The sequence below is a fragment of the Peribacillus sp. NPDC046944 genome (assembly GCF_050272735.1).
GTDB lineage: Bacteria > Bacillota > Bacilli > Bacillales > DSM-1321 > Peribacillus.
This window is the reverse complement of record NZ_JBNNML010000001.1, coordinates 238,596-256,783: the sequence shown is the minus strand read 5'-3', so window position 1 is coordinate 256,783 and position 18,188 is coordinate 238,596. Positions and strand designations below refer to the sequence as shown.

Below are 18,188 nucleotides of genomic sequence, written 5' to 3'. Positions count from 1 at the left end.
AATTTATTCCCTTCTGATTTTTGGATTTAAGTGGAAATTATAATAAGATTATTTTATTTTAACATATATAACCAAATACTTTGCGTTTTTTCAATCAACCTTAAACATAGCCTGATATAAACATTGTTTAAATGAAATAATACACTGTTTGTGATGTTTCTAATTTCTAATTTAAACTAACGAAGCAGTTTAGTTGAATAGTACATCAATAGACAAAGATAGAAAAAGGGAAATTACGGGGGGAAAGCAAATGAACATAGCAACGGAAAGATTAATAATACGTAAATTTACATATGATGATTGGCGATGTGTACATGAGTATACATCTGATATTGATGTTATGAAATATATGCCAGAAGGTGTTTTTTCTGATGAAGATTCAAAGGAATTTGTAATTAAAAACAGTAGTGAAAATGCTAGGAATTTCCCTGTGTTATTAAAGAAAGACCAAACATTGATTGGTCACATTGAGTTCCATAAGTATTTTGGTGAACATACGTATGAGATAGGTTGGGTGTTCAATCCAAAATATTATAATAAAGGGTATGCATCTGAAGCAGCACATTCTATATTGAAATATGGTTTTGAGACAATGAAATTACATAGGATTATAGCGACTTGTCAGCCTGAGAATATTCCCTCATATCGAGTTATGGAGAAAATTGGTATGAGAAGAGAAGGTTTTTTCAAGAAGTGTATACCGCAAGGAAACGAATGGTGGGACGAGTATTACTACGCACTTTTAGATGAGGAGTGGAAATCTTAGCTTATTCAACTAACAAGTGCTTTAGCTGAAGATAGGAGCTGTCTTTAAGGCAGCTTTTTCTTGTGGAACAAAAGGGGTAGAAAGGGATCAGATGACATAGAATTAGATAAGAAACTAGGGTTTTTGTTGCAACCTGCCGGAGTTACATTACTTTTAATATATGGATTTAAATGGATTGGAATAAAAATAAGAGGTGGAAAACTATGAATTGGAATCTCAAAAAATTTGATGAATTAACAAATTTAGAACTATATACGCTTTTAAAAGAAAGAACTTTGGTTTTTGTGGTGGAACAAAATTGTCCCTATCTTGAAGTTGATGGTAAAGATCCTTTATCCTATCATCTTTTTAAAGAAGAGAATGGAGAAATCGTTGCCTATTTAAGAATTGTACCCGCTGGTGTTTCTTATCAAGAAGCTTCTATTGGAAGAGTCTTAGTAAAGAAAGAATACAGAGGACAAGGAATTGCAGGGGAACTTTTAAAGAAAGGACTAGATTTTATCCAGAATGAATTGAAAGAAACAAAGGTTAAAATCCAAGCCCAAGATTATTTAAGAGCATTTTATAATTCCTTTGGTTTTCAACCTATATCGGAAACATATTTAGAAGATAATATCCCTCACGTCGATATGATATTGCAAAGGTAACACACTCATCATTATCTGCTAGATTGGAGTTATATTAGGGTAAAGAAGAAATTGAAAAAAAGAGAGGTAAAGCAATATTGGTTGATAAGTATAAGAGGTTAATGAAGGATTTTATAAATGAAGTCATAACTGTTGAAGAATTTGAACGTGAATATTTAATTACATGTAAAGAAGAAACAGAAAGAATGGGGAGTCCTTTATTCGAGATTTTAAACGGAGTTTTTGAAGCGGTTGATTGTTACTGGCACGAGTGTCTTCCCGGACAAGAAACAGCCTTTGAGATTTCAGAACAACGATTAAGAAAAGAAGTAAATCAAGCATTAATTTTACTTAATAAACCCTCGTATAGCCAATAGTTTCTTTAACAAACGAGGCAGAATATGATTACCAAAGAATTGAGTGAGAATGAGTTTAGCTTCCTACATTGGTAGCAATATAGAATTAGCAATTAATGATGATGAATATTCGGATGACTTTTTTTACATTGGAAGTTGTTTTGCAGGAGAAAGGGAACTCCAACATGTAAAGAAATATCAGTTGACTACCCCTTATGTTTACGAGGTATCAAGTCACTGGGGAATTGAGATTTCAGAATATATGAATCAAGAAACCTGTGCAAAATCAAAAGTAAATTTGTTAGAACTTTGTAAAAGAATGGACAGCTATCTTGAAAAAGGAGATTATTTTGAACTGTTTAGTTGTTGGATTGGAGATGAAACGGATAAGCGAGATGGTGAGATAACTCTCCAAATCAATAACTTTGATATTGACCAGATTAAAATACCAGAAAAAACGTTGGTGAGATTTAAAAAGTAAAGGCATCTTTAACTAACGAATGCGTTAGTTGAAGATATAAAAGTCATAGTACGGTATAAAAGATTGTTGCTATCCTTTTTTCTTTCTTACATCAACTAAGGGACCTAGAAATAACCCGTAAAAAGAAGAGGGCAGCTGTAAATTATACAGCTGCTCTCCTGGTTTTCAAGCCCCAATATTAATCTCGTAATCTCCTGTACAATGTAATACTTAGTCTACAGGACGGTTTTCAAAGTCATAGTCCACCGTGACAGGAGCCACCCGTGCATTTTTTAATGCCGGCGTTTCCGGACGGGCAATTTGATACACACTGGCACCGACAATTTCAGTGGCTTGCTGTAATTTTTCTTTGGATATCTTATCCAGTGTATCTGTAGGCTGGTGATACCAAGGCTCTACAGGGGAATGGATGAACAGGGCCGATGGAATGCCAAGCTCATGGAATGGTTGGTGGTCACTTCTGCCCAGCTGTCCAAAAGGAATTGCCACATCCATTGTTCTTGCTCCTGCTGAGGAACCCAGGTCCGTTACAAGGTTTTTCTTTCCATCGATGGTATACATGATCAAACCGCCTGCTGGATTATCCGCGCCTGCATCACGTCCACCTATCATATCCATTTGGAAATGAGCCACCATGCGGTCTACATCCGATTTGGGAAGGGAATTCGCATAGAAAGATGATCCAACGAGCCCTCTTTCCTCCGCTCCAAACGTCATGAAGCGAATTTCCGTGTCAATTGGCGTTTTGGCCAGGATCCTTGCCAGTTCCAGCACAGCCGATACACCCGAAGCATCGTCGTTTGCACCAGGGCCGCCTGGGACAGAATCATGGTGGGCTCCAACCGTGATGATTTGACCATTATCCTTATTTGGTTTTGGCTTTAGGGAAGCGATGACATTGTAGGATGTCTTTTCGATTCTCTCGACTTTTCCCACTTCCAGAGTGGTTGTGATCGGTTTAGTTTTAAGTTGTTCCACCAACTCTACCCCTTGGGCTTGGGTAATGGCTACAGCAGGTATATTTTGCCCGGCTGATACTTGTCCAAAGTTATTTCCTGAAGGGGAGTTGTTGTACATCAAGACGCCAACCGCTCCCTTATTTAAGACATTCTGAACCTTATCAACAAAGTTAATGTCCCCACGTTCGATTAGGGCAATTTTCCCGGATACATCATCGCCAATTTCCTCTGGCTTTGCTTTTCCAACATAAACAAGTTCGGCGGTGACCTTCCCGCTGATACTGCCGCTAAAGGCACGCGGTGTTCCTCCTAAATCGCTGTCACCAAGTTTCACTTTTACAGTTTGCACCGTATCATAGATGGGAAAAGGCTGAATCTTTGTTTCAAAACCTAGACTCTTAAACTGACTTTCTATGTATTTGACTGCACGGATTTCGCCTTCTGTACCAGCAGCCCTCGGTTCCTCTGATAGATAGGCAATCGTGTTATACATATTGTCCGCACTGATCTTTTTAATAACTTTGTTATCAAAAGCTGTGCTAGACTGGGCATTTGGTGCCCCGTTTCCGTTTGGTTGTGCCAATGCTGTACCTGTTGATAGAACCATACCTGTAGCTAATAGTACGGTTAATGATCTTCTATACATAAAATCCCACCTTCGTCATATTATCCCTAATTATGTAATTTACTGAATAGTTTGTAAATGAGTCGTTAGTCTGTATAATCCAACAATCAATCGGTATCTGACACCTACTTACATACTACAAGCTTGGTAAATCCGGGTAGGGAAAAAGGTATCGATCTATCTTTTACCGAAAAGATAAGGGACTAGAAGAAATGCTTTTTAGCAGTAATAGATTTAGGAGGGAAAGGATTGAAACAAACCTTATTGATCATTGATGCTCAACAGGATTTATTGGAAGGGAATTCAGAGGAACAAGGGGTTTTTGAGAAAGAAAGAATCATCCATACCATCAATAGCGTCATTGAAAAAGCGATACGTGAAGGGATTCCCGTTGTTTTCATAAGGGATCTAGATGTGGCAGGTGGTGAAGGACCTGGATTTCAGATACATAGAGATATTAACGTTCCATTAACGGCTACCATCTTGGACAAAGCGGCCACTAATTCGTTTTATGGTACACCGTTGAACGAACATTTACGTGAAAACCATGTGGAGCACCTTGTGATAATGGGATGTAAGACCGAGCATTGTATTGATACGGCCGTACGAACAGCAACGATCAATCACTATGATGTCACGTTAGTGGGAGATGGACATTCCACGACTGACTCGAAAATCCTATCTGCCAAACAAATCATCCTCCATCACAATGAAACCCTTCATGGACACTATAATGTAGACAATTTTTCACTTGTTAGACAATCTACCGAAGATTTATTTAACCCTGTTCATAATGAATACCGTTCATCCAATTAAAAATGATAAGGAAATGGCGATAAACGAAACAATCAAAAAGCTGTGGACCTATAACAGATCCACAGCTCTTTATCTTTCATTCCTTCATTTCCGGATTTTTTCCATTTCATCCGCTACAAATTGTACTTGCGTTCCAACAATCACTTGAATGCTTTGTGGCCCGACAATATTGATTCCTGGTACTCCTGTTGATTTAATCTTATCTTGGTCAACGGCATCCATGTTTTTGACTTCAATTCTTAAGCGTGTTACACAATTATCAATAGACGTCACATTAGCGTCCCCGCCTAGACCATCATAAATTTTGGCCGCCATGACAGCGAATTTATTTCCTTCTGGTGAATGGCTACCATCTACTTCAATATCCTCATCTGTATCTGCTTCCCTGCCAGGAGTCGCTAAGTTGAACTTCGTAATCAAGAAACGGAATAATACATAATAAATAACGGCAAAGATTAGACCTTGAAGTAGTAACATATATGGCTGATTAGCCAATGGTAGTCTTGAACTTAAAACGAAGTCGACTAGTCCCGCACTAAAACCAAATCCTGCTGTCCAATGGAAAAATGCTGCAATGGCTAATGAAATACCTGTTAAGGCTGCATGAACTACATAAAGAGCCGGAGCTAAAAACATAAATGAAAATTCAAGTGGTTCTGTAACCCCTGTAAAGAATGAAGCAAATCCTGCTGCTAACATTAACGATGCCGCTTGTTTTTTTCTTTTCGTTTTTGCAGTATGATACATGGCTAAAGCAGCGGCCGGTAAACCGAACATCATGATTGGGAAGAACCCTGCTTGATACATCCCTGTAGTTCCCTTTGTTCCCGTTCCAGCCCAGAAATTTCCGATATCATTAATTCCAGCTACATCAAACCAAAACACGGAGTTTAATGCATGATGCAGTCCTGTTGGAATTAAAAGTCTATTGAAGAATCCATATAATCCTGCACCCACAAAATCTAACTTACTAATCGCTGTACCGAAAGATACCAATCCTGTAAAGATGACTGGCCATGCAAAGAATAATATCACGGAAACCAGCAACATTGAAACCGCTGTCATGATTGGTACTAAACGTTTTCCACTAAAGAAGGATAAGGCAGCTGGCAATTGTACATGACTAAACCGATTGTACATGATCGAAGCTACGATTCCCGAGAGAATCCCAACAAATTGATTTTCTATTTTTTCAAAGGCTGGGTTTACATTATCTGCATCAATGCCTTGTAGCATAGCCACTGAATCTATCGAAAGCAAAGTTGTAACAACTAGGTAGGCGACTAACCCACTCAATGCAGCTGATCCGTCTTTGTGTTTAGACATACCTAGAGCTACTCCGACTGCAAATAAGATTGACATGTTATCAATAATGGAAGATCCAGCTTTAATGAAGAACGCAGCTATCGGATTATCAGCTCCCCAACCGGAAGGATCGATCCAATAACCGATTCCCATCAAAATGGCTGCAGCTGGTAATACTGCTACTGGTAACATCAATGAGCGACCAATTTTCTGTAGATATTTCATCATTTTAAATACCCCCTATCAATTTTTTAAATTGAATAATATGATGCTATCATTCTTTATATTTTCTCTGTTATACTCCAACGCTGCTTTAATCTCTCTATATGGAGAGTGATGTAGCCAAGTTCACATTCCGGAAGTTCCATTTCATAAGTGTTCATTAATACTTGAAATACTTCCTTAGAGCATTGATAGGAAATCGGAAACTTCTTTTTTATCATCTCTAGCATTTCCTCATCCATGGTATGAAGTTCAAAATGCTTTACTCTAGAGATGGAATGACGAAGATGTGTTATTAATCGTTGGTAAGAAATATCATCATGATGTATCGTAATATCCAAGTATTCAGTGATTGTTTGGATAAGATCACTGATAATAGCTGTCTGTCTTACGGTTTCCTTCATATCTCCATTTTGTGGTTTAGCTGTATGGATATGAAGGGCAATATAGCCAGCTTCATCTATGGGCATTTCAATGTGAAACCTCTTTGCAATGTGCTGAATTGCCCACATACCAATTTCAAATTCAGTTTTGTAGAGTACTTTAATTTCTTGAAGGAGCTTGTTCTGTAAATGAATTCCTTCCTGTTCTCTTTCAATCGCAAAGGACAAATGGTCTGTTAAAACAATATGGATATGGTCACTTAATTTCACACCTAACTTTTCTTCTGCATAGGAAATGATTTCTTCCGATATTTCGAAATGTTTTTCAGGGATTCTCATTATAAGCTGCTGGAACTTATCCGTTTCCTCTATAACAAAAAGCTTTTCAACTTCTTGTGTTTTGACAAGATCATTTCTTCGCTTGTTAAAGGCGATGCCTGAACCGATGGCTATTTTCTCGGTTTGCCCGTCTTCAACCACTACCGCGTTATTATTCAAGATTTTTTTAATTTTCATTGGAACATTCCTCCCCAAACATGTGGCATAGGAAACGTTTACGTATTCGTCACCTTAATAACGACCGTTTCACCCATTCTTGCAACTTTATCCAAAGACATTTCATATTTATGTGTATTCGTTTGACTGTTTGTAATAACCATAATCAACATGTCGCTTTTTGCATGTTCCTTAATATGCTGTAAATGATAGGTCAGTAATAACTGCCCGACAGTTATGGAATCTCCAACGTTTACCTTTACATCAAATCCCTCGCCTTTTAGAGCAACTGTTTCAAGACCAACATGAATCAATAGTTCCGTTCCATCATCAGCTAATACGCCAATTGCATGCTTTGTAGGAGCAATTTGTATAACTTTTCCAGACACTGGTGATGACACATTTCCATCAATCGGAACAATAGCTATTCCTTCCCCCATCATTTTTTGACTGAAAACTGGATCGGGTACTTCTTCTATGGAAAGAATCTCTCCATTTATGGGTGCATAAATAAGCTGCGGTGTTTTTGGGGTTTTCTTAAATAATTTTGAAAACATTTTAGATTCTCCTTGTACCTATTTTTAGATGATTTTCTAACATTTTACTTTAAGTGAACACAAAAAAAGGCACGGAAGTAACCAATTAAAAGAATCGAAATTCTCTCAACCGTACCACCCTGCCTGAACGAAACAGTAACATGTGATCAATATGGAATATTACTTATAAAATACCATTAGTTGTGAAAAAACACAATATGTTAGGAATGCTATTTTTGAAGATTCGAAATAGTTTACGACTGCGGTCATTTAGAACACTATGAATACCCAAATAGCGCTTCCTAGGGAATTACAACTGGAGATTAAAATATCCTAACTGATTTAACTATACTAGCTCCAAATTGAATAGTTCAAGAGAGAGGTTAATTTGGATCTGTAAATATAAGGAGATTGATTCACTACTTTTCTACCAATATTAATTAGATAAGGAAATAGTGGTTTACAAGTATATATTTTGAATAGTATGATAATTCCAATAAATTGAAAAGGAGGTAATCGATTATGAAGAAGCACGACTCACTTATCGACGGAACTCTACCATCATTTAACAACTGCGGTTGTCAAAAGCCAACTGCACCAACGGGTAAATAACTTTGTAACTAACAAAGGATGATGGGCCTGTCGAAGGCCCGTCATCCCAATTTATTTGAAGGGGTTGGTGAAAATGTATATAGTTTTACATGATGATGTCATTTTAAGAAATGAACATGGTTATTTGGAATCTAATGCACGTTTTTTTTACACCGCTCGAACTAGGCATACAGAATTTATTTCAGCAGCTACCTTTGAACTACTCACCTATCTCACAACCTCTCGAACGATAGATGATGCCTGGAATTATTACCATGAGAAAGCAGTAGCATTGAATGAGTTGCCTGATCGTGTGGAATTTGACGAATTTATAAAGGAATTGATAGATGGGGGGACCCTTTTTTTAACAGATCAATATATTTCCTCTGAACGGCCTCTTAAACATCTCAGTATTTCACCTCCGAAAACTTCCAAATATATACCAATGACATTTCCAACAAAAGTTAACGTTACGAGTACAATGAGATGCAATTTGATGTGTACTCATTGTTTACGAGAATCTTCCCCTTTTTTTGATACCAGTGATAATTTAAATACAGAAGAAGTGAAAAAACTATTTACAGACCTAGATAATTTGGGAATCATTGAATTGGCCTTTTCTGGAGGGGAAACTACTACCAGAAGGGATATATGTGAGTTAATTGATCACGCTGGCACGTTACGATGTTTTTTTGAGTTTTTCACAAATGGTCACCGAGTCACTCAAAAAGTTTATGATTCATTACTTAGATTAAAAGATAGAAAGGGAAGAGGGTTACAAATCCATCTCTCTTTAGATGGGGATGAAGTCTATCACGATAAAATACGTGGAAACGGTCAATTTCACAAAGTCATTAATACCTTAAAAAGATTCTCAAATGATAGTTTCTATGTGATTGTAGAGTCGGTTTTAGTTCCTGAAAGTGTTGAAAACGGAGTTGTTAGAAAAGTGATTGAAACATGTGCGGCCAATGGTGCTAATGGAATTAGTTTTCACCCCGCTTCTGTTTCAGGTCGAGCTGGTGGAAATCCAGAAAATTTTCTATTTACCCTTGCGCAACTCGAGTATTTTGAAGAAGAAGTGTTAAAAGTGGCACAAGAATTTCCAAATATAAAAATCGAATTTCAAGCGTATTATTATCCAGGTAAAAAGAACACAGATAATCTTTTCAGTTTACCTGCTAACGTAGGCCCTCAAGGTATGTTTTTACTAGCAATTGGTGCAGACGGAAGCGTTTATCCTTGTACGGAATCTATTGGTGATCGATCTCAAATTATAGGGAATGTAAAGGAGACAGATTTAATTTCCATATGGAATAGTACAAAGTGGGATTTTTATAGAGGTGGATGGGAGATAGAGGAATTAAAAGCATGCCAGGGCTGTATTTTTAATGGTAATTGTAGGATGCAAACTTGCAGATGTTATGCAAAGAGAACTTTATTCGATGCTTACGGTGCTATGCCAGAATGCTATAAGGTAGGTGAAGAAATATGGGAAAAATCAAAAATTTAGGTTTTCAAGACTTAGCGGAAAATATAGATGAGTTATTAACACTGAATAAAGAGGATCTTTTAGAATTTTGCTCCCGGCCGGAGGAGTGGAGTACTCCTAACTTGTTATCCTCTTTTGTTTCACAAGATGAAAGAAGAATTTATAACTTTAAGAAATTCCTTGCGGAAAGGCCCATGCATTGGGCAAATTTATTAAGCCTGTTGAGATCAAATGGTCTAGACGCCTCCTTTTTAACAATACCAGATGAATTAGAAGATGCTCTAAAAGCTCCGTGTATTTTAGCCATTCCGCATTTCGGAGTACATATGTTGGTTCCTACAATATTAAGTCAATTAATTGGTGATAGCTCATATATTTTAGCCACTGGAGGATCTGAAGGGCATGAGGTTGGAAAAAGCATAAAAAAAATTTTACCGAATGATAAGGTGAATTTCTTGCCTGTTCCTGATATATGGATCCTTCGTAAATTAGTAAGAGGATTTAAAATCGGCAATTACCCTTTAATTTATCCGGAAATCAGTTCTTCGAATGATAAGGAATTATATAAATTGGAGTTATTAGGGGAAAAGGTTCATGTACCCCTGGGAGTTGAACATTTGAGTAGACTATGCAATGCGAATGTTCTGCCAGTTGCCATTCAATGCAATTCAAACAAATATGAATTAGTAATGGGACCTTTATTAACCTATTCCAATAAGGGCAGTATAATTGAACCTTTATTTAAATGGATAGAAGAGTTAGTTTATAATGACCCTACACAATGGTTCGGTTGGAAACTTATAGAAGATATGTTGGTCAAAGAAGAACATACTGTTACCAATCATTAACTTGAAAATCCAGATGATCCTATGACAAATCATAAGGAGAAGAAGAGTGAAGCGAAACATACACCTCATTATTGTGGCTCTTGGCATACAATCTTTACAATCCAGTATTGTCTTCCTCACGTTAGCTTGGTTCTTTATTAACATCACTCATTCGCCCTTGGTGTTTAGTTCATTAATGGCATTTCGTTATATACCCGGGATATTATTGGCAGCGGTAAGCGGCATACTCATTGATCGGTTCAATAAAATATCCTTAGGGTTATGGGCTAGCGTTTGGCATTTATTCACGTTATGTGCATTATTCGCGATTGGACTAATGGAAGTAGTACCAAGTGGCTTCGGTTACTGGATTTATTGCCTGGTTCTTCTTTTCATGGGTGTGGCCTCCGCCATATTAACACCGCTTGAAAGAACGTTAATCCCATTGTTAACTCCGCCAGAAGAATTAAAATCGGTCAATAGTGTCATAACGGCCATCACCCAAATCGCAAACTTATTAGGTACGGCAATTGCTGGTGGTCTTTTGGTAATAGGGGGATTTACGGTGGCGATGCTAACGTCGATCATCCTGATTCTTCTATCTGTGGTTTGCTATCTGATTCTTAGGTACAGGGCGGTACTGAAAGATGCCAATAATCAAGATACCAATCGTATACAAACACCAATTAAGGTAACATTCTCGATTTTAAAAAGACAGAAGTGGATCTTTTCGGCTATCACGGCAGCGGTGTTTACGAATATGGCATTCGTTATGATCATGGATGTCTTACTCCCCACTTTATACTCGGAAATTAAGGTGAATGGTTCAGCGGCTTTGGGAATCTGCTTTACAGCCATTGGGATCGGGACTCTCCTGGGAGCAACTATTACGTATAAAATCAAACGAATGAATTTTGAAATGTCGATCGTATTGTATGTTTTATCTGGAGTCGTGGGCACGATTGCCGGTTTTGTAGTGGATTCCACTATCATGAGTATTGTGTTGTTTGGAGTATTCGGACTTTTAGCGGCTCCCGTCACAATAATCTTCCAAACTGAATTGCAGCAGGCTATTCCCCAAAACATCATGGGCAGTGCCATGGGTTTTCTGACAGCTGGAGCGACATTGGCACAACCCATAGGGGTTTTCATTGCTGGTGTATTTCTCTTAAAACTCAATGGAAGTTATGTTCTTGCTATTTCTTGCTCTGTATCGATCATAGCTGTTGTGATGGGCTGGTATCGAATCAACAAGCAAAAGAAATTAATAAGCCAAGAAGTCATGATGACAAAACAAACATTAGGGTAGTGAAACGGAGCAATGAGGGAACTCCTCATTGCTTTTTACTATGTGTCGATTCGTGGTAGTTCAGTAGATGGCTAAGAAGATTGGCCAAGAAGGCTACTAAAATATTTACTAATCATACTGACAAACAGAATTCCTTTTATTAACTAATAAAGAAATTAGTCCAAATATATATGGTAAAATTAGTTAGGTTCATTTATATAGAGGTAGGAGGATATGGAAAATGAGTAATTGGTTATACATTCTGTATGCTGGAATTTTAGGCATAGTATCTTGGTTTACAGGGGAAATAGTAACCTTTGTGATGTTGGGGATTATTCTTATTGCTTTGAATAATATAAACACAACACTTAAAAAGATTCATCTTCAAAATGATGAAAGAAACCATAAGGAAATAAGTTGATGTAGAACTCTAACGGGTGGATTTATTATGAAGAATCTAAATTTTACGTTCATCTTTTAGGAGGTCAGGCTTTTGCTTACTTTCAAAAAAATCTCCGTAGGCCTTCTGTTTATAGGGAGTCTTGCTGCATGTGATAACGAACAAGACATGAAAAATGAAAAGCTGGATGTAGAGCAGAAAATAGAGGTACAAGATTCTACACAAAAAGAGGATATACCCTCGTACGAAGCGCCCAAGTTTCAGATATATGGCGGCTGGATGAACGGTGAATCTTATATACTGATCAAGAGTGATGGTTACGATGGGAAGAATAGATCCAAATACATAGTAGAAAAATTCACTAAAACGGGGAAAGATAAGACGATAAAGCATTTCCAGTTAGCAAAATCTACTGGATCAAAACTGACCGGCATACTATTTAACAAGAAATCAAACAAGACATCTTTTCTGACACTAGAATTGAATAAAGATCATACCGAAATAACGGTCACGTTGCCGAATGAAAAACCCGATACCTATAAAAATGCAGATATAGAGCCGGAAGAATTTAATTCAGAGTATGAGTGGGAAGATTGATACCATAAAGGGAGTTGCTTTCGCAGCTCTTTTTTCTTATGAGCTAATGGGGCAGGATAGCTCAATAACGATGATGAATATACTATATAAATTTTTCTTAGGGAGTGAAGTAAGTGGGGATCAGAAGAGCAAATATAAAAGATTGGAAGGCAATATCGGATTTACTAGGCCAGTTGGATTATTTAGATACCGAGACCTTCATTAAAGATAAAATAGAAAGACTCATCACACATCCTGATGAGGAATTACTGGTTTATGAGGATAATGAAAGAGTCATTGCTTTTATTTCCATGCATTATATACCCCAAATAGCGTTAATAGGGGATTTTGCTAGAATCAGTTATTTTGCAGTAGATTCAACAAATAGGGGTAAGGGAATTGGACAAGAGATTGAAGAGTTTTGTACTGAGTTAGCTAAGAAGCGAAACTGTGACAGACTTGAGGTTCATTGTCATTCAAGAAGAATCGATGCACATCGATTTTATTCCCGCCAAGGCTATTCTGAATCACCAAAATACTTTATTAAGATGATAAAGTAATTCTTTTTTTTCTTCAAACTTCTAAGGGGGCTTTACTCCAAAATAGAGAGTTGCTTTCGCATCTCTTTTTTCTTGTAGAACCTAGATTTTTCAACTTCTAAACAAGACATTTTCATGTTATATTCATACATATTTCCACTATAGAAATGCAAACACCCCTCTCTTCCTTATTAGATTTCTTAGTATTTGACATTGATATAAATCCAAAGTGAAATGAAGTAGATCTAACCGGTTGCAAAGGAGTGAAACGCATGTAAATACCTCTTTATTCTCTTAGAAAAATGAATAAAGAGGGGTTGTTTGCATTGAAGAATAAATCATTTACTGTGTTGGTGGCAGGACAATCGTTAGCGAATGCTGGGGATGTTTTTTATATTGTTGCGCTGATAACAAGTGTTTACGCTGTCACCCATTCGTTATTTTATGTTTCGTTGGTTCCTGTCATAAATATGCTTGGTGGGTTTGTAGGAGGTTTATTCGCACCACTGCTCATCGATCGATACCCGTTGAAAAAGATTTTATTTCATTCCCAGTTCGTTAAAACATGTTTCTTACTTGTGCTAACCCTATATGTATCATCGCTTTTCTCGAAAGACTCAATGGAAGCGGTATATATCCTTATTTTCTTCATCATGTTTTTGGATGGGTTCGCTAATCCAGCGAGTAGTGCCTTGATCCCTCAGCTTGTTCCGGAAGAGTCCTTATTAAAAGCAAATAGCCTAATGTCTTCTATCCAGACATTCATTCAGATGGGAGGATGGGCTGCAGGTGGCATTTTGGCGGCACTTTTGCAGGCTCACGGGCTGTTATTGTTAACGTGCTGTTTGTATGGGCTATCCACTTGCTTGCTGGCATTCGTAAGAGTCAAGGAACAACAACAATCTGAACGTGAAGGGAAGGAAAGCAAAAGGGATTCCCTGTTTGAAGGGTGGAGGTTGATCGCAGGAGATAAGAGGCTGCGTGCTCTACACTTCACTCTGTTTTTTGGTTCGATCGCTAGCCCGGTCTGGGTATCCTCGATCCTTTATCCGTTTATAGATAAACGCCTGGGAGTAGGAACGGAGTGGTGGGGCTATATCAACGCCTCTTTATTATTAGGATTATTTCTGGCGGGCATACTTGCATATAGACGGTCCGCCTTCATTCATAAGAATATCCAGAAGGTGCTGTTGGGTGGAGGGTTCATGGTCTTTCTGCTGACCCTTTTATTTGGAGTGAATGTGAATCCCTTCCTTGCCCTTTTGTTCATTGGTTCTTATGGTCTATTCGAAGAACTACGGATGATTTCCATTCATACGATCATCCAAAGTGTAGTCAAGGAAAGGCTTTTGGCTAAGGTATATGCCGTCCAAAGTTCTCTCATCATGCTAACTTTTGCGATATCCACTCTCGTGATGGGCATGCTGGGCCAGCGATACAGCATCGTCGTTGTATTTATGGTCGCTTCGGTTTGCTTAGGTCTTTCGTTCATTTATCTTTTGACCTGTAGAAAGCAAGTAACGCTCCCTATCGATGGACCTAGCTTTGAAGAATAATGATGCTTGATTGATGAAAAGCCAACTTAGTTCCGTTGGCTTTTTTTCGTAAAATGTCATCCAACTTTACATAGGGTGGAGGGGTATGATATGGTTTTGATATAGGGTATAGGGGTATATGAGTGAGGGGGCGACAAATGGAATTCGACCTAAATAAAGAAACAGCAGATCAAGATACTTGTTGTTCAAGTACAAATGAACGGAAAAGCCATCATACCGAGGCAACAAAGAAAAATCTTGTTACAAGACTGAATCGGGTGGAAGGCCAAATTCGCGGCATAAAAGGGTTAATCGAAAAAGACACATACTGTGACGACGTGATTACTCAGATAGCTGCTGCGCAATCCGCCTTAAATGGTGTGGCCAAGCTGCTTCTTGAAACGCATATGAAAGAATGTGTGGTAGATCGTATTCAAGAAGGGGACTTGGAAGTACTCGATGAAGTCCTTGTGACGATCCAAAGACTAATGAAAAAATAAGGAGTAGATACTATGGAAAATGTAACATTACAAGTAAGCGGGATGTCTTGCGGACATTGTGTAAAAGCAGTAGAAGGTAGTGTAGGCAAATTAGAAGGTGTCGATCAAGTAAAAGTTCAGCTAGAAGCTGGTCAAGTTACTGTTTCGTATGATAAGGAAAAGGTAACCCTAGATACCATCAAAGAAACCATTGATGATCAAGGCTACGAAGTAGAATGAATTTTGGGTACCATAATGAAAAGATGAAGAGTGCCGCCCTGGTACTCTAATTCTTTCGAAAGAATATACCCCTATTGGGTATAGTGGAGGTGAATGAGATGGCAACCGCATCTAAGGATAAAGCAGCAGCGAAAGAATCAAATCTTCAAATTTCAGGGATGACGTGTGCAGCGTGTGCGAACCGCATTGAAAAAGGGTTGAATAAAATGGACGGGGTCGAGAAAGCCTCCGTCAATTTAGCACTTGAAAAGTCCACGATTACATACGATCCTTCCAAACTGAGTGAAGAAGATTTTGAAAAGAAAATTGAAGCGCTTGGGTATGGTGTCGTGAAGCAAAAAAAGGAATTCGCCATCACGGGCATGACGTGTGCAGCGTGTGCGACGCGGATTGAAAAGGGCCTAAATAAAATGGATGGTGTATCATTTGCCAACGTCAACTTAGCGCTTGAAAAAACGACGGTAGAATTCAATCCATCTGAAGTTACGATTGCGGACATCATTGCAAAGGTAGAAAAGCTTGGGTATGGTGCCCATCAAAAGCAAGACGGAAAAGAACAAGTGGATTACCGTGAAAAGGCCATTAAAGAGCAGAAACTGAAATTCATCATTTCTGCCATTCTTTCCTTGCCTTTACTATGGACAATGTTTGGTCACTTTTCTTTTACATCCTTTCTATATGTACCGGATTTTTTAATGAATCCCTGGGTTCAAATGATCTTTGCAACGCCTGTCCAATTTATCATCGGTAAACAGTTTTATGTAGGTGCTTATAAATCACTTCGTAACGGTAGTGCCAATATGGATGTACTCGTGGTGATGGGGACTTCAGCGGCTTATTTTTACAGTGTATACCAAGCCCTTGTTACAATGGGCGCGCATCATGGTCCGCATCTATATTTTGAAACAAGTGCCGTGTTAATTACCCTTATCCTTTTAGGTAAATTATTCGAGGCAAAAGCAAAAGGTCGGTCATCCGAAGCCATCAAGAAATTAATGGGGCTTCAAGCGAAAACAGCCATGGTCATTCGAGAAGGTGTGGAAAAAGAAATCCCGCTAGAAGAAGTGATGATGGGTGATACCATCCTGGTGAAGCCGGGTGAAAAGATCCCGGTTGATGGAGAGGTAATGGAAGGAACGACGGCTGTCGATGAATCCATGCTGACGGGTGAAAGCCTGCCGGTGGATAAGGCTAGTGGTGATCTGCTATATGGCTCCACCCTCAACAAAAATGGCTTCATTAAAATGAAAACGACAAAAGTTGGCCGGGATACGGCATTAGCCCAAATCATTAAGGTAGTAGAAGATGCGCAAGGTACAAAAGCGCCAATCCAACGATTAGCAGATAAGATTTCAGGTGTGTTCGTACCGATTGTCATCGGGATTGCCATTCTTACGTTCTTAGCCTGGTTGATCCTGGTGAATCCGGGTAATTTCACGGCTGCACTTGAAGTGTTGATTGCCGTCCTTGTGATTGCCTGTCCATGTGCACTAGGATTAGCCACGCCAACTTCCATCATGGCAGGTTCAGGTCGTGCCGCTGAATTCGGCATTTTATTCAAAGGTGGCGAGCATTTAGAACAAACACAAGGCATCGATACGGTGGTTGTGGATAAAACAGGGACCGTCACACATGGTAAACCTGTATTAACGGATGTTCATGCGGCAACGGGTCAGGATGAGAAGAAGTTCCTATCATTGATTGGGGCTGCCGAAAAGCAATCCGAACATCCCTTGGCAGAAGCAATCGTGCAAGGCATTCAGGATAAAGGCATCGAACTCGGCGATGTCCAGTTCTTTGAAGCGATACCGGGTCATGGGGTACAGGCAACGGTTTCAGGCCAAGGTGTCCTCGTTGGTACGCGGAAACTAATGAAACAATACGGTATCGATATTCAACCAATCCTTCCAACGATGGAGAAACTGGAGGCTGATGGAAAAACAGCGATGTTAGCGGCCATCAATGGACAGTATGCAGGCCTGGTAGCCGTGGCCGATACCATTAAAGAAACTTCCAAAGAAGCTATATCACGCTTACAAGGCATGGGTATCACAGTCATGATGATGACAGGCGATAACGAGCGCACCGCACAGGCGATTGGTAAAGAGGTAGGCGTTGACGCCGTCATTGCCGAAGTGCTCCCTGAAGGGAAAGCGGAAGAAGTGAAGAAGTTGCAGCAACAAGGGAAGAAGGTTGCCATGGTCGGGGATGGTATCAATGACGCACCCGCCCTTGCCATAGCGGATATTGGCATGGCAATAGGAACCGGTACGGATGTTGCCATGGAAGCCGCCGACATTACATTAATTCGGGGGGACTTGAACAGTATAGCGGATGCCATACTCATGAGTCGCAAAACGATGCGCAATATTAAACAGAATCTGTTCTGGGCATTCGCCTACAACGTGATTGGGATTCCGATTGCAGCATTGGGGCTTCTAGCACCGTGGGTCGCTGGCGCTGCTATGGCGTTCAGTTCCGTATCGGTTGTCTTGAACGCATTACGTCTCCAAAGGGTCAAACTAGAAAAGTAAGCTAATTAAATGACGAAAGTAAAAAAGAGCCTTGCTACCATAACGTGTAGCAAGGCTCTTGATTGTGTGAGAATTTAGTTAACTAGTAAACTCCTTGACGATGACAATTCCATCCAC

General features: G+C 39.0%; 19 protein-coding genes. 15 read left to right on the top strand and 4 right to left on the bottom strand.

All coding sequences use genetic code 11. From position 1 onward, the window contains the following. The first annotated feature begins 250 nt into the window (after positions 1-250). The 4 genes from ACQKIC_RS01315 to ACQKIC_RS01300 all read left to right on the top strand — a co-directional run bounded on the left by ACQKIC_RS01315 (position 251) and on the right by ACQKIC_RS01300 (position 2,229). A complete protein-coding gene (locus tag ACQKIC_RS01315) occupies positions 251-766 on the top strand; it encodes a GNAT family N-acetyltransferase (RefSeq protein ID WP_427590790.1) in 516 nt (171 codons plus the stop codon). 203 nt (positions 767-969) lie between these two features. Continuing rightward, a complete protein-coding gene (locus tag ACQKIC_RS01310) occupies positions 970-1,413 on the top strand; it encodes a GNAT family N-acetyltransferase (RefSeq protein WP_427590789.1) in 444 nt (147 codons plus the stop codon). 77 nt (positions 1,414-1,490) lie between these two features. Continuing rightward, a complete protein-coding gene (locus ACQKIC_RS01305; protein WP_427590788.1) occupies positions 1,491-1,769 on the top strand; it encodes a colicin immunity domain-containing protein in 279 nt (92 codons plus the stop codon). A 49-nt stretch (positions 1,770-1,818) separates the two neighbouring features. Beyond that, the gene (locus tag ACQKIC_RS01300; RefSeq protein ID WP_427590787.1) at positions 1,819-2,229 is read left to right on the top strand and encodes a hypothetical protein; all 411 of its coding nucleotides are present in this window, start codon (positions 1,819-1,821) and stop codon (positions 2,227-2,229) included. 210 nt (positions 2,230-2,439) lie between these two features. Here ACQKIC_RS01300 and ACQKIC_RS01295 read toward each other — a convergent pair whose 3' ends face one another. After that, the gene (locus ACQKIC_RS01295; protein WP_427590786.1) at positions 2,440-3,834 is read right to left on the bottom strand and encodes a M28 family peptidase; all 1,395 of its coding nucleotides are present in this window, start codon (positions 3,832-3,834) and stop codon (positions 2,440-2,442) included. 228 nt (positions 3,835-4,062) lie between these two features. Between ACQKIC_RS01295 and ACQKIC_RS01290 the strand changes: the two genes are divergently transcribed. Next, the gene (locus ACQKIC_RS01290) at positions 4,063-4,629 is read left to right on the top strand and encodes a cysteine hydrolase family protein (protein ID WP_427590785.1); all 567 of its coding nucleotides are present in this window, start codon (positions 4,063-4,065) and stop codon (positions 4,627-4,629) included. A gap of 84 nt (positions 4,630-4,713) precedes the next feature. Here the strand turns inward: ACQKIC_RS01290 and nagE are convergent, their stop codons facing one another. From nagE to ACQKIC_RS01275, 3 genes are read right to left on the bottom strand one after another with little or no spacing between them, the layout of a single operon-like run. Beyond that, on the bottom strand, positions 4,714-6,162 hold the full coding sequence (gene nagE, locus ACQKIC_RS01285; RefSeq protein WP_427590784.1) for an N-acetylglucosamine-specific PTS transporter subunit IIBC: 1,449 nt from the start codon (positions 6,160-6,162) through the stop codon (positions 4,714-4,716). Between the two features lie 53 nt (positions 6,163-6,215). Continuing rightward, the gene (locus ACQKIC_RS01280) at positions 6,216-7,055 is read right to left on the bottom strand and encodes a PRD domain-containing protein (RefSeq protein WP_427590783.1); all 840 of its coding nucleotides are present in this window, start codon (positions 7,053-7,055) and stop codon (positions 6,216-6,218) included. Positions 7,056-7,093: 38 nt separating this feature from the next. Then, positions 7,094-7,591, bottom strand: a complete 498-nt coding sequence (locus tag ACQKIC_RS01275; RefSeq protein ID WP_427590782.1) for a PTS sugar transporter subunit IIA — start codon at positions 7,589-7,591, stop codon at positions 7,094-7,096. Between the two features lie 664 nt (positions 7,592-8,255). Between ACQKIC_RS01275 and ACQKIC_RS01270 the strand changes: the two genes are divergently transcribed. The 10 genes from ACQKIC_RS01270 (at position 8,256) to ACQKIC_RS01225 (ending at position 18,071) form a co-directional block, all read left to right on the top strand. Continuing rightward, positions 8,256-9,674: a radical SAM protein gene (locus tag ACQKIC_RS01270; protein ID WP_427590781.1), complete on the top strand. Its 1,419-nt coding sequence runs from the start codon at positions 8,256-8,258 to the stop codon at positions 9,672-9,674. Then, a complete protein-coding gene (locus ACQKIC_RS01265; RefSeq protein WP_402873486.1) occupies positions 9,653-10,501 on the top strand; it encodes a hypothetical protein in 849 nt (282 codons plus the stop codon). The genes ACQKIC_RS01270 and ACQKIC_RS01265 overlap by 22 nt, the downstream gene beginning before the upstream one ends. A gap of 46 nt (positions 10,502-10,547) precedes the next feature. Continuing rightward, positions 10,548-11,789: an MFS transporter gene (locus tag ACQKIC_RS01260; RefSeq protein ID WP_427590780.1), complete on the top strand. Its 1,242-nt coding sequence runs from the start codon at positions 10,548-10,550 to the stop codon at positions 11,787-11,789. Between the two features lie 220 nt (positions 11,790-12,009). Next, positions 12,010-12,189, top strand: coding sequence for a hypothetical protein (locus ACQKIC_RS01255; RefSeq protein WP_402986932.1), 180 nt, complete (start codon positions 12,010-12,012; stop codon positions 12,187-12,189). A gap of 72 nt (positions 12,190-12,261) precedes the next feature. Continuing rightward, positions 12,262-12,765, top strand: coding sequence for a hypothetical protein (locus ACQKIC_RS01250; RefSeq protein ID WP_427590779.1), 504 nt, complete (start codon positions 12,262-12,264; stop codon positions 12,763-12,765). A 113-nt stretch (positions 12,766-12,878) separates the two neighbouring features. Beyond that, entirely contained in the window at positions 12,879-13,304 is a 426-nt protein-coding gene (locus ACQKIC_RS01245; protein WP_427590778.1) for a GNAT family N-acetyltransferase, read from the top strand. A 305-nt stretch (positions 13,305-13,609) separates the two neighbouring features. Continuing rightward, entirely contained in the window at positions 13,610-14,839 is a 1,230-nt protein-coding gene (locus ACQKIC_RS01240; protein ID WP_427590777.1) for an MFS transporter, read from the top strand. Positions 14,840-14,976: 137 nt separating this feature from the next. Then, positions 14,977-15,318, top strand: coding sequence for a metal-sensitive transcriptional regulator (locus ACQKIC_RS01235; protein ID WP_403080232.1), 342 nt, complete (start codon positions 14,977-14,979; stop codon positions 15,316-15,318). Positions 15,319-15,330: 12 nt separating this feature from the next. Further along, positions 15,331-15,537, top strand: coding sequence for a copper chaperone CopZ (gene copZ / locus ACQKIC_RS01230; RefSeq protein WP_402873508.1), 207 nt, complete (start codon positions 15,331-15,333; stop codon positions 15,535-15,537). Between the two features lie 98 nt (positions 15,538-15,635). Next, positions 15,636-18,071, top strand: a complete 2,436-nt coding sequence (locus ACQKIC_RS01225; RefSeq protein WP_427590775.1) for a heavy metal translocating P-type ATPase — start codon at positions 15,636-15,638, stop codon at positions 18,069-18,071. Positions 18,072-18,188: the final 117 nt, after the last annotated feature.

Excerpts from the sequence above, each read along its gene's own strand:
- ACQKIC_RS01315 (WP_427590790.1), top strand. The coding sequence starts at position 251 with ATGAACATAGCAACGGAAAGATTAATAATACGTAAATTTACATATGAT.
- ACQKIC_RS01310 (WP_427590789.1), top strand. The coding sequence starts at position 970 with ATGAATTGGAATCTCAAAAAATTTGATGAATTAACAAATTTAGAACTA.
- ACQKIC_RS01300 (WP_427590787.1), top strand. The coding sequence starts at position 1,819 with ATGAGTTTAGCTTCCTACATTGGTAGCAATATAGAATTAGCAATTAAT.
- ACQKIC_RS01295 (WP_427590786.1), bottom strand. The coding sequence starts at position 3,834 with ATGTATAGAAGATCATTAACCGTACTATTAGCTACAGGTATGGTTCTA.
- nagE (WP_427590784.1), bottom strand. The coding sequence starts at position 6,162 with ATGATGAAATATCTACAGAAAATTGGTCGCTCATTGATGTTACCAGTA.
- ACQKIC_RS01280 (WP_427590783.1), bottom strand. The coding sequence starts at position 7,055 with ATGAAAATTAAAAAAATCTTGAATAATAACGCGGTAGTGGTTGAAGAC.
- ACQKIC_RS01275 (WP_427590782.1), bottom strand. The coding sequence starts at position 7,591 with ATGTTTTCAAAATTATTTAAGAAAACCCCAAAAACACCGCAGCTTATT.
- ACQKIC_RS01270 (WP_427590781.1), top strand. The coding sequence starts at position 8,256 with ATGTATATAGTTTTACATGATGATGTCATTTTAAGAAATGAACATGGT.
- ACQKIC_RS01265 (WP_402873486.1), top strand. The coding sequence starts at position 9,653 with ATGGGAAAAATCAAAAATTTAGGTTTTCAAGACTTAGCGGAAAATATA.
- ACQKIC_RS01255 (WP_402986932.1), top strand. The coding sequence starts at position 12,010 with ATGAGTAATTGGTTATACATTCTGTATGCTGGAATTTTAGGCATAGTA.
- ACQKIC_RS01235 (WP_403080232.1), top strand. The coding sequence starts at position 14,977 with ATGGAATTCGACCTAAATAAAGAAACAGCAGATCAAGATACTTGTTGT.
- copZ (WP_402873508.1), top strand. The coding sequence starts at position 15,331 with ATGGAAAATGTAACATTACAAGTAAGCGGGATGTCTTGCGGACATTGT.
- ACQKIC_RS01225 (WP_427590775.1), top strand. The coding sequence starts at position 15,636 with ATGGCAACCGCATCTAAGGATAAAGCAGCAGCGAAAGAATCAAATCTT.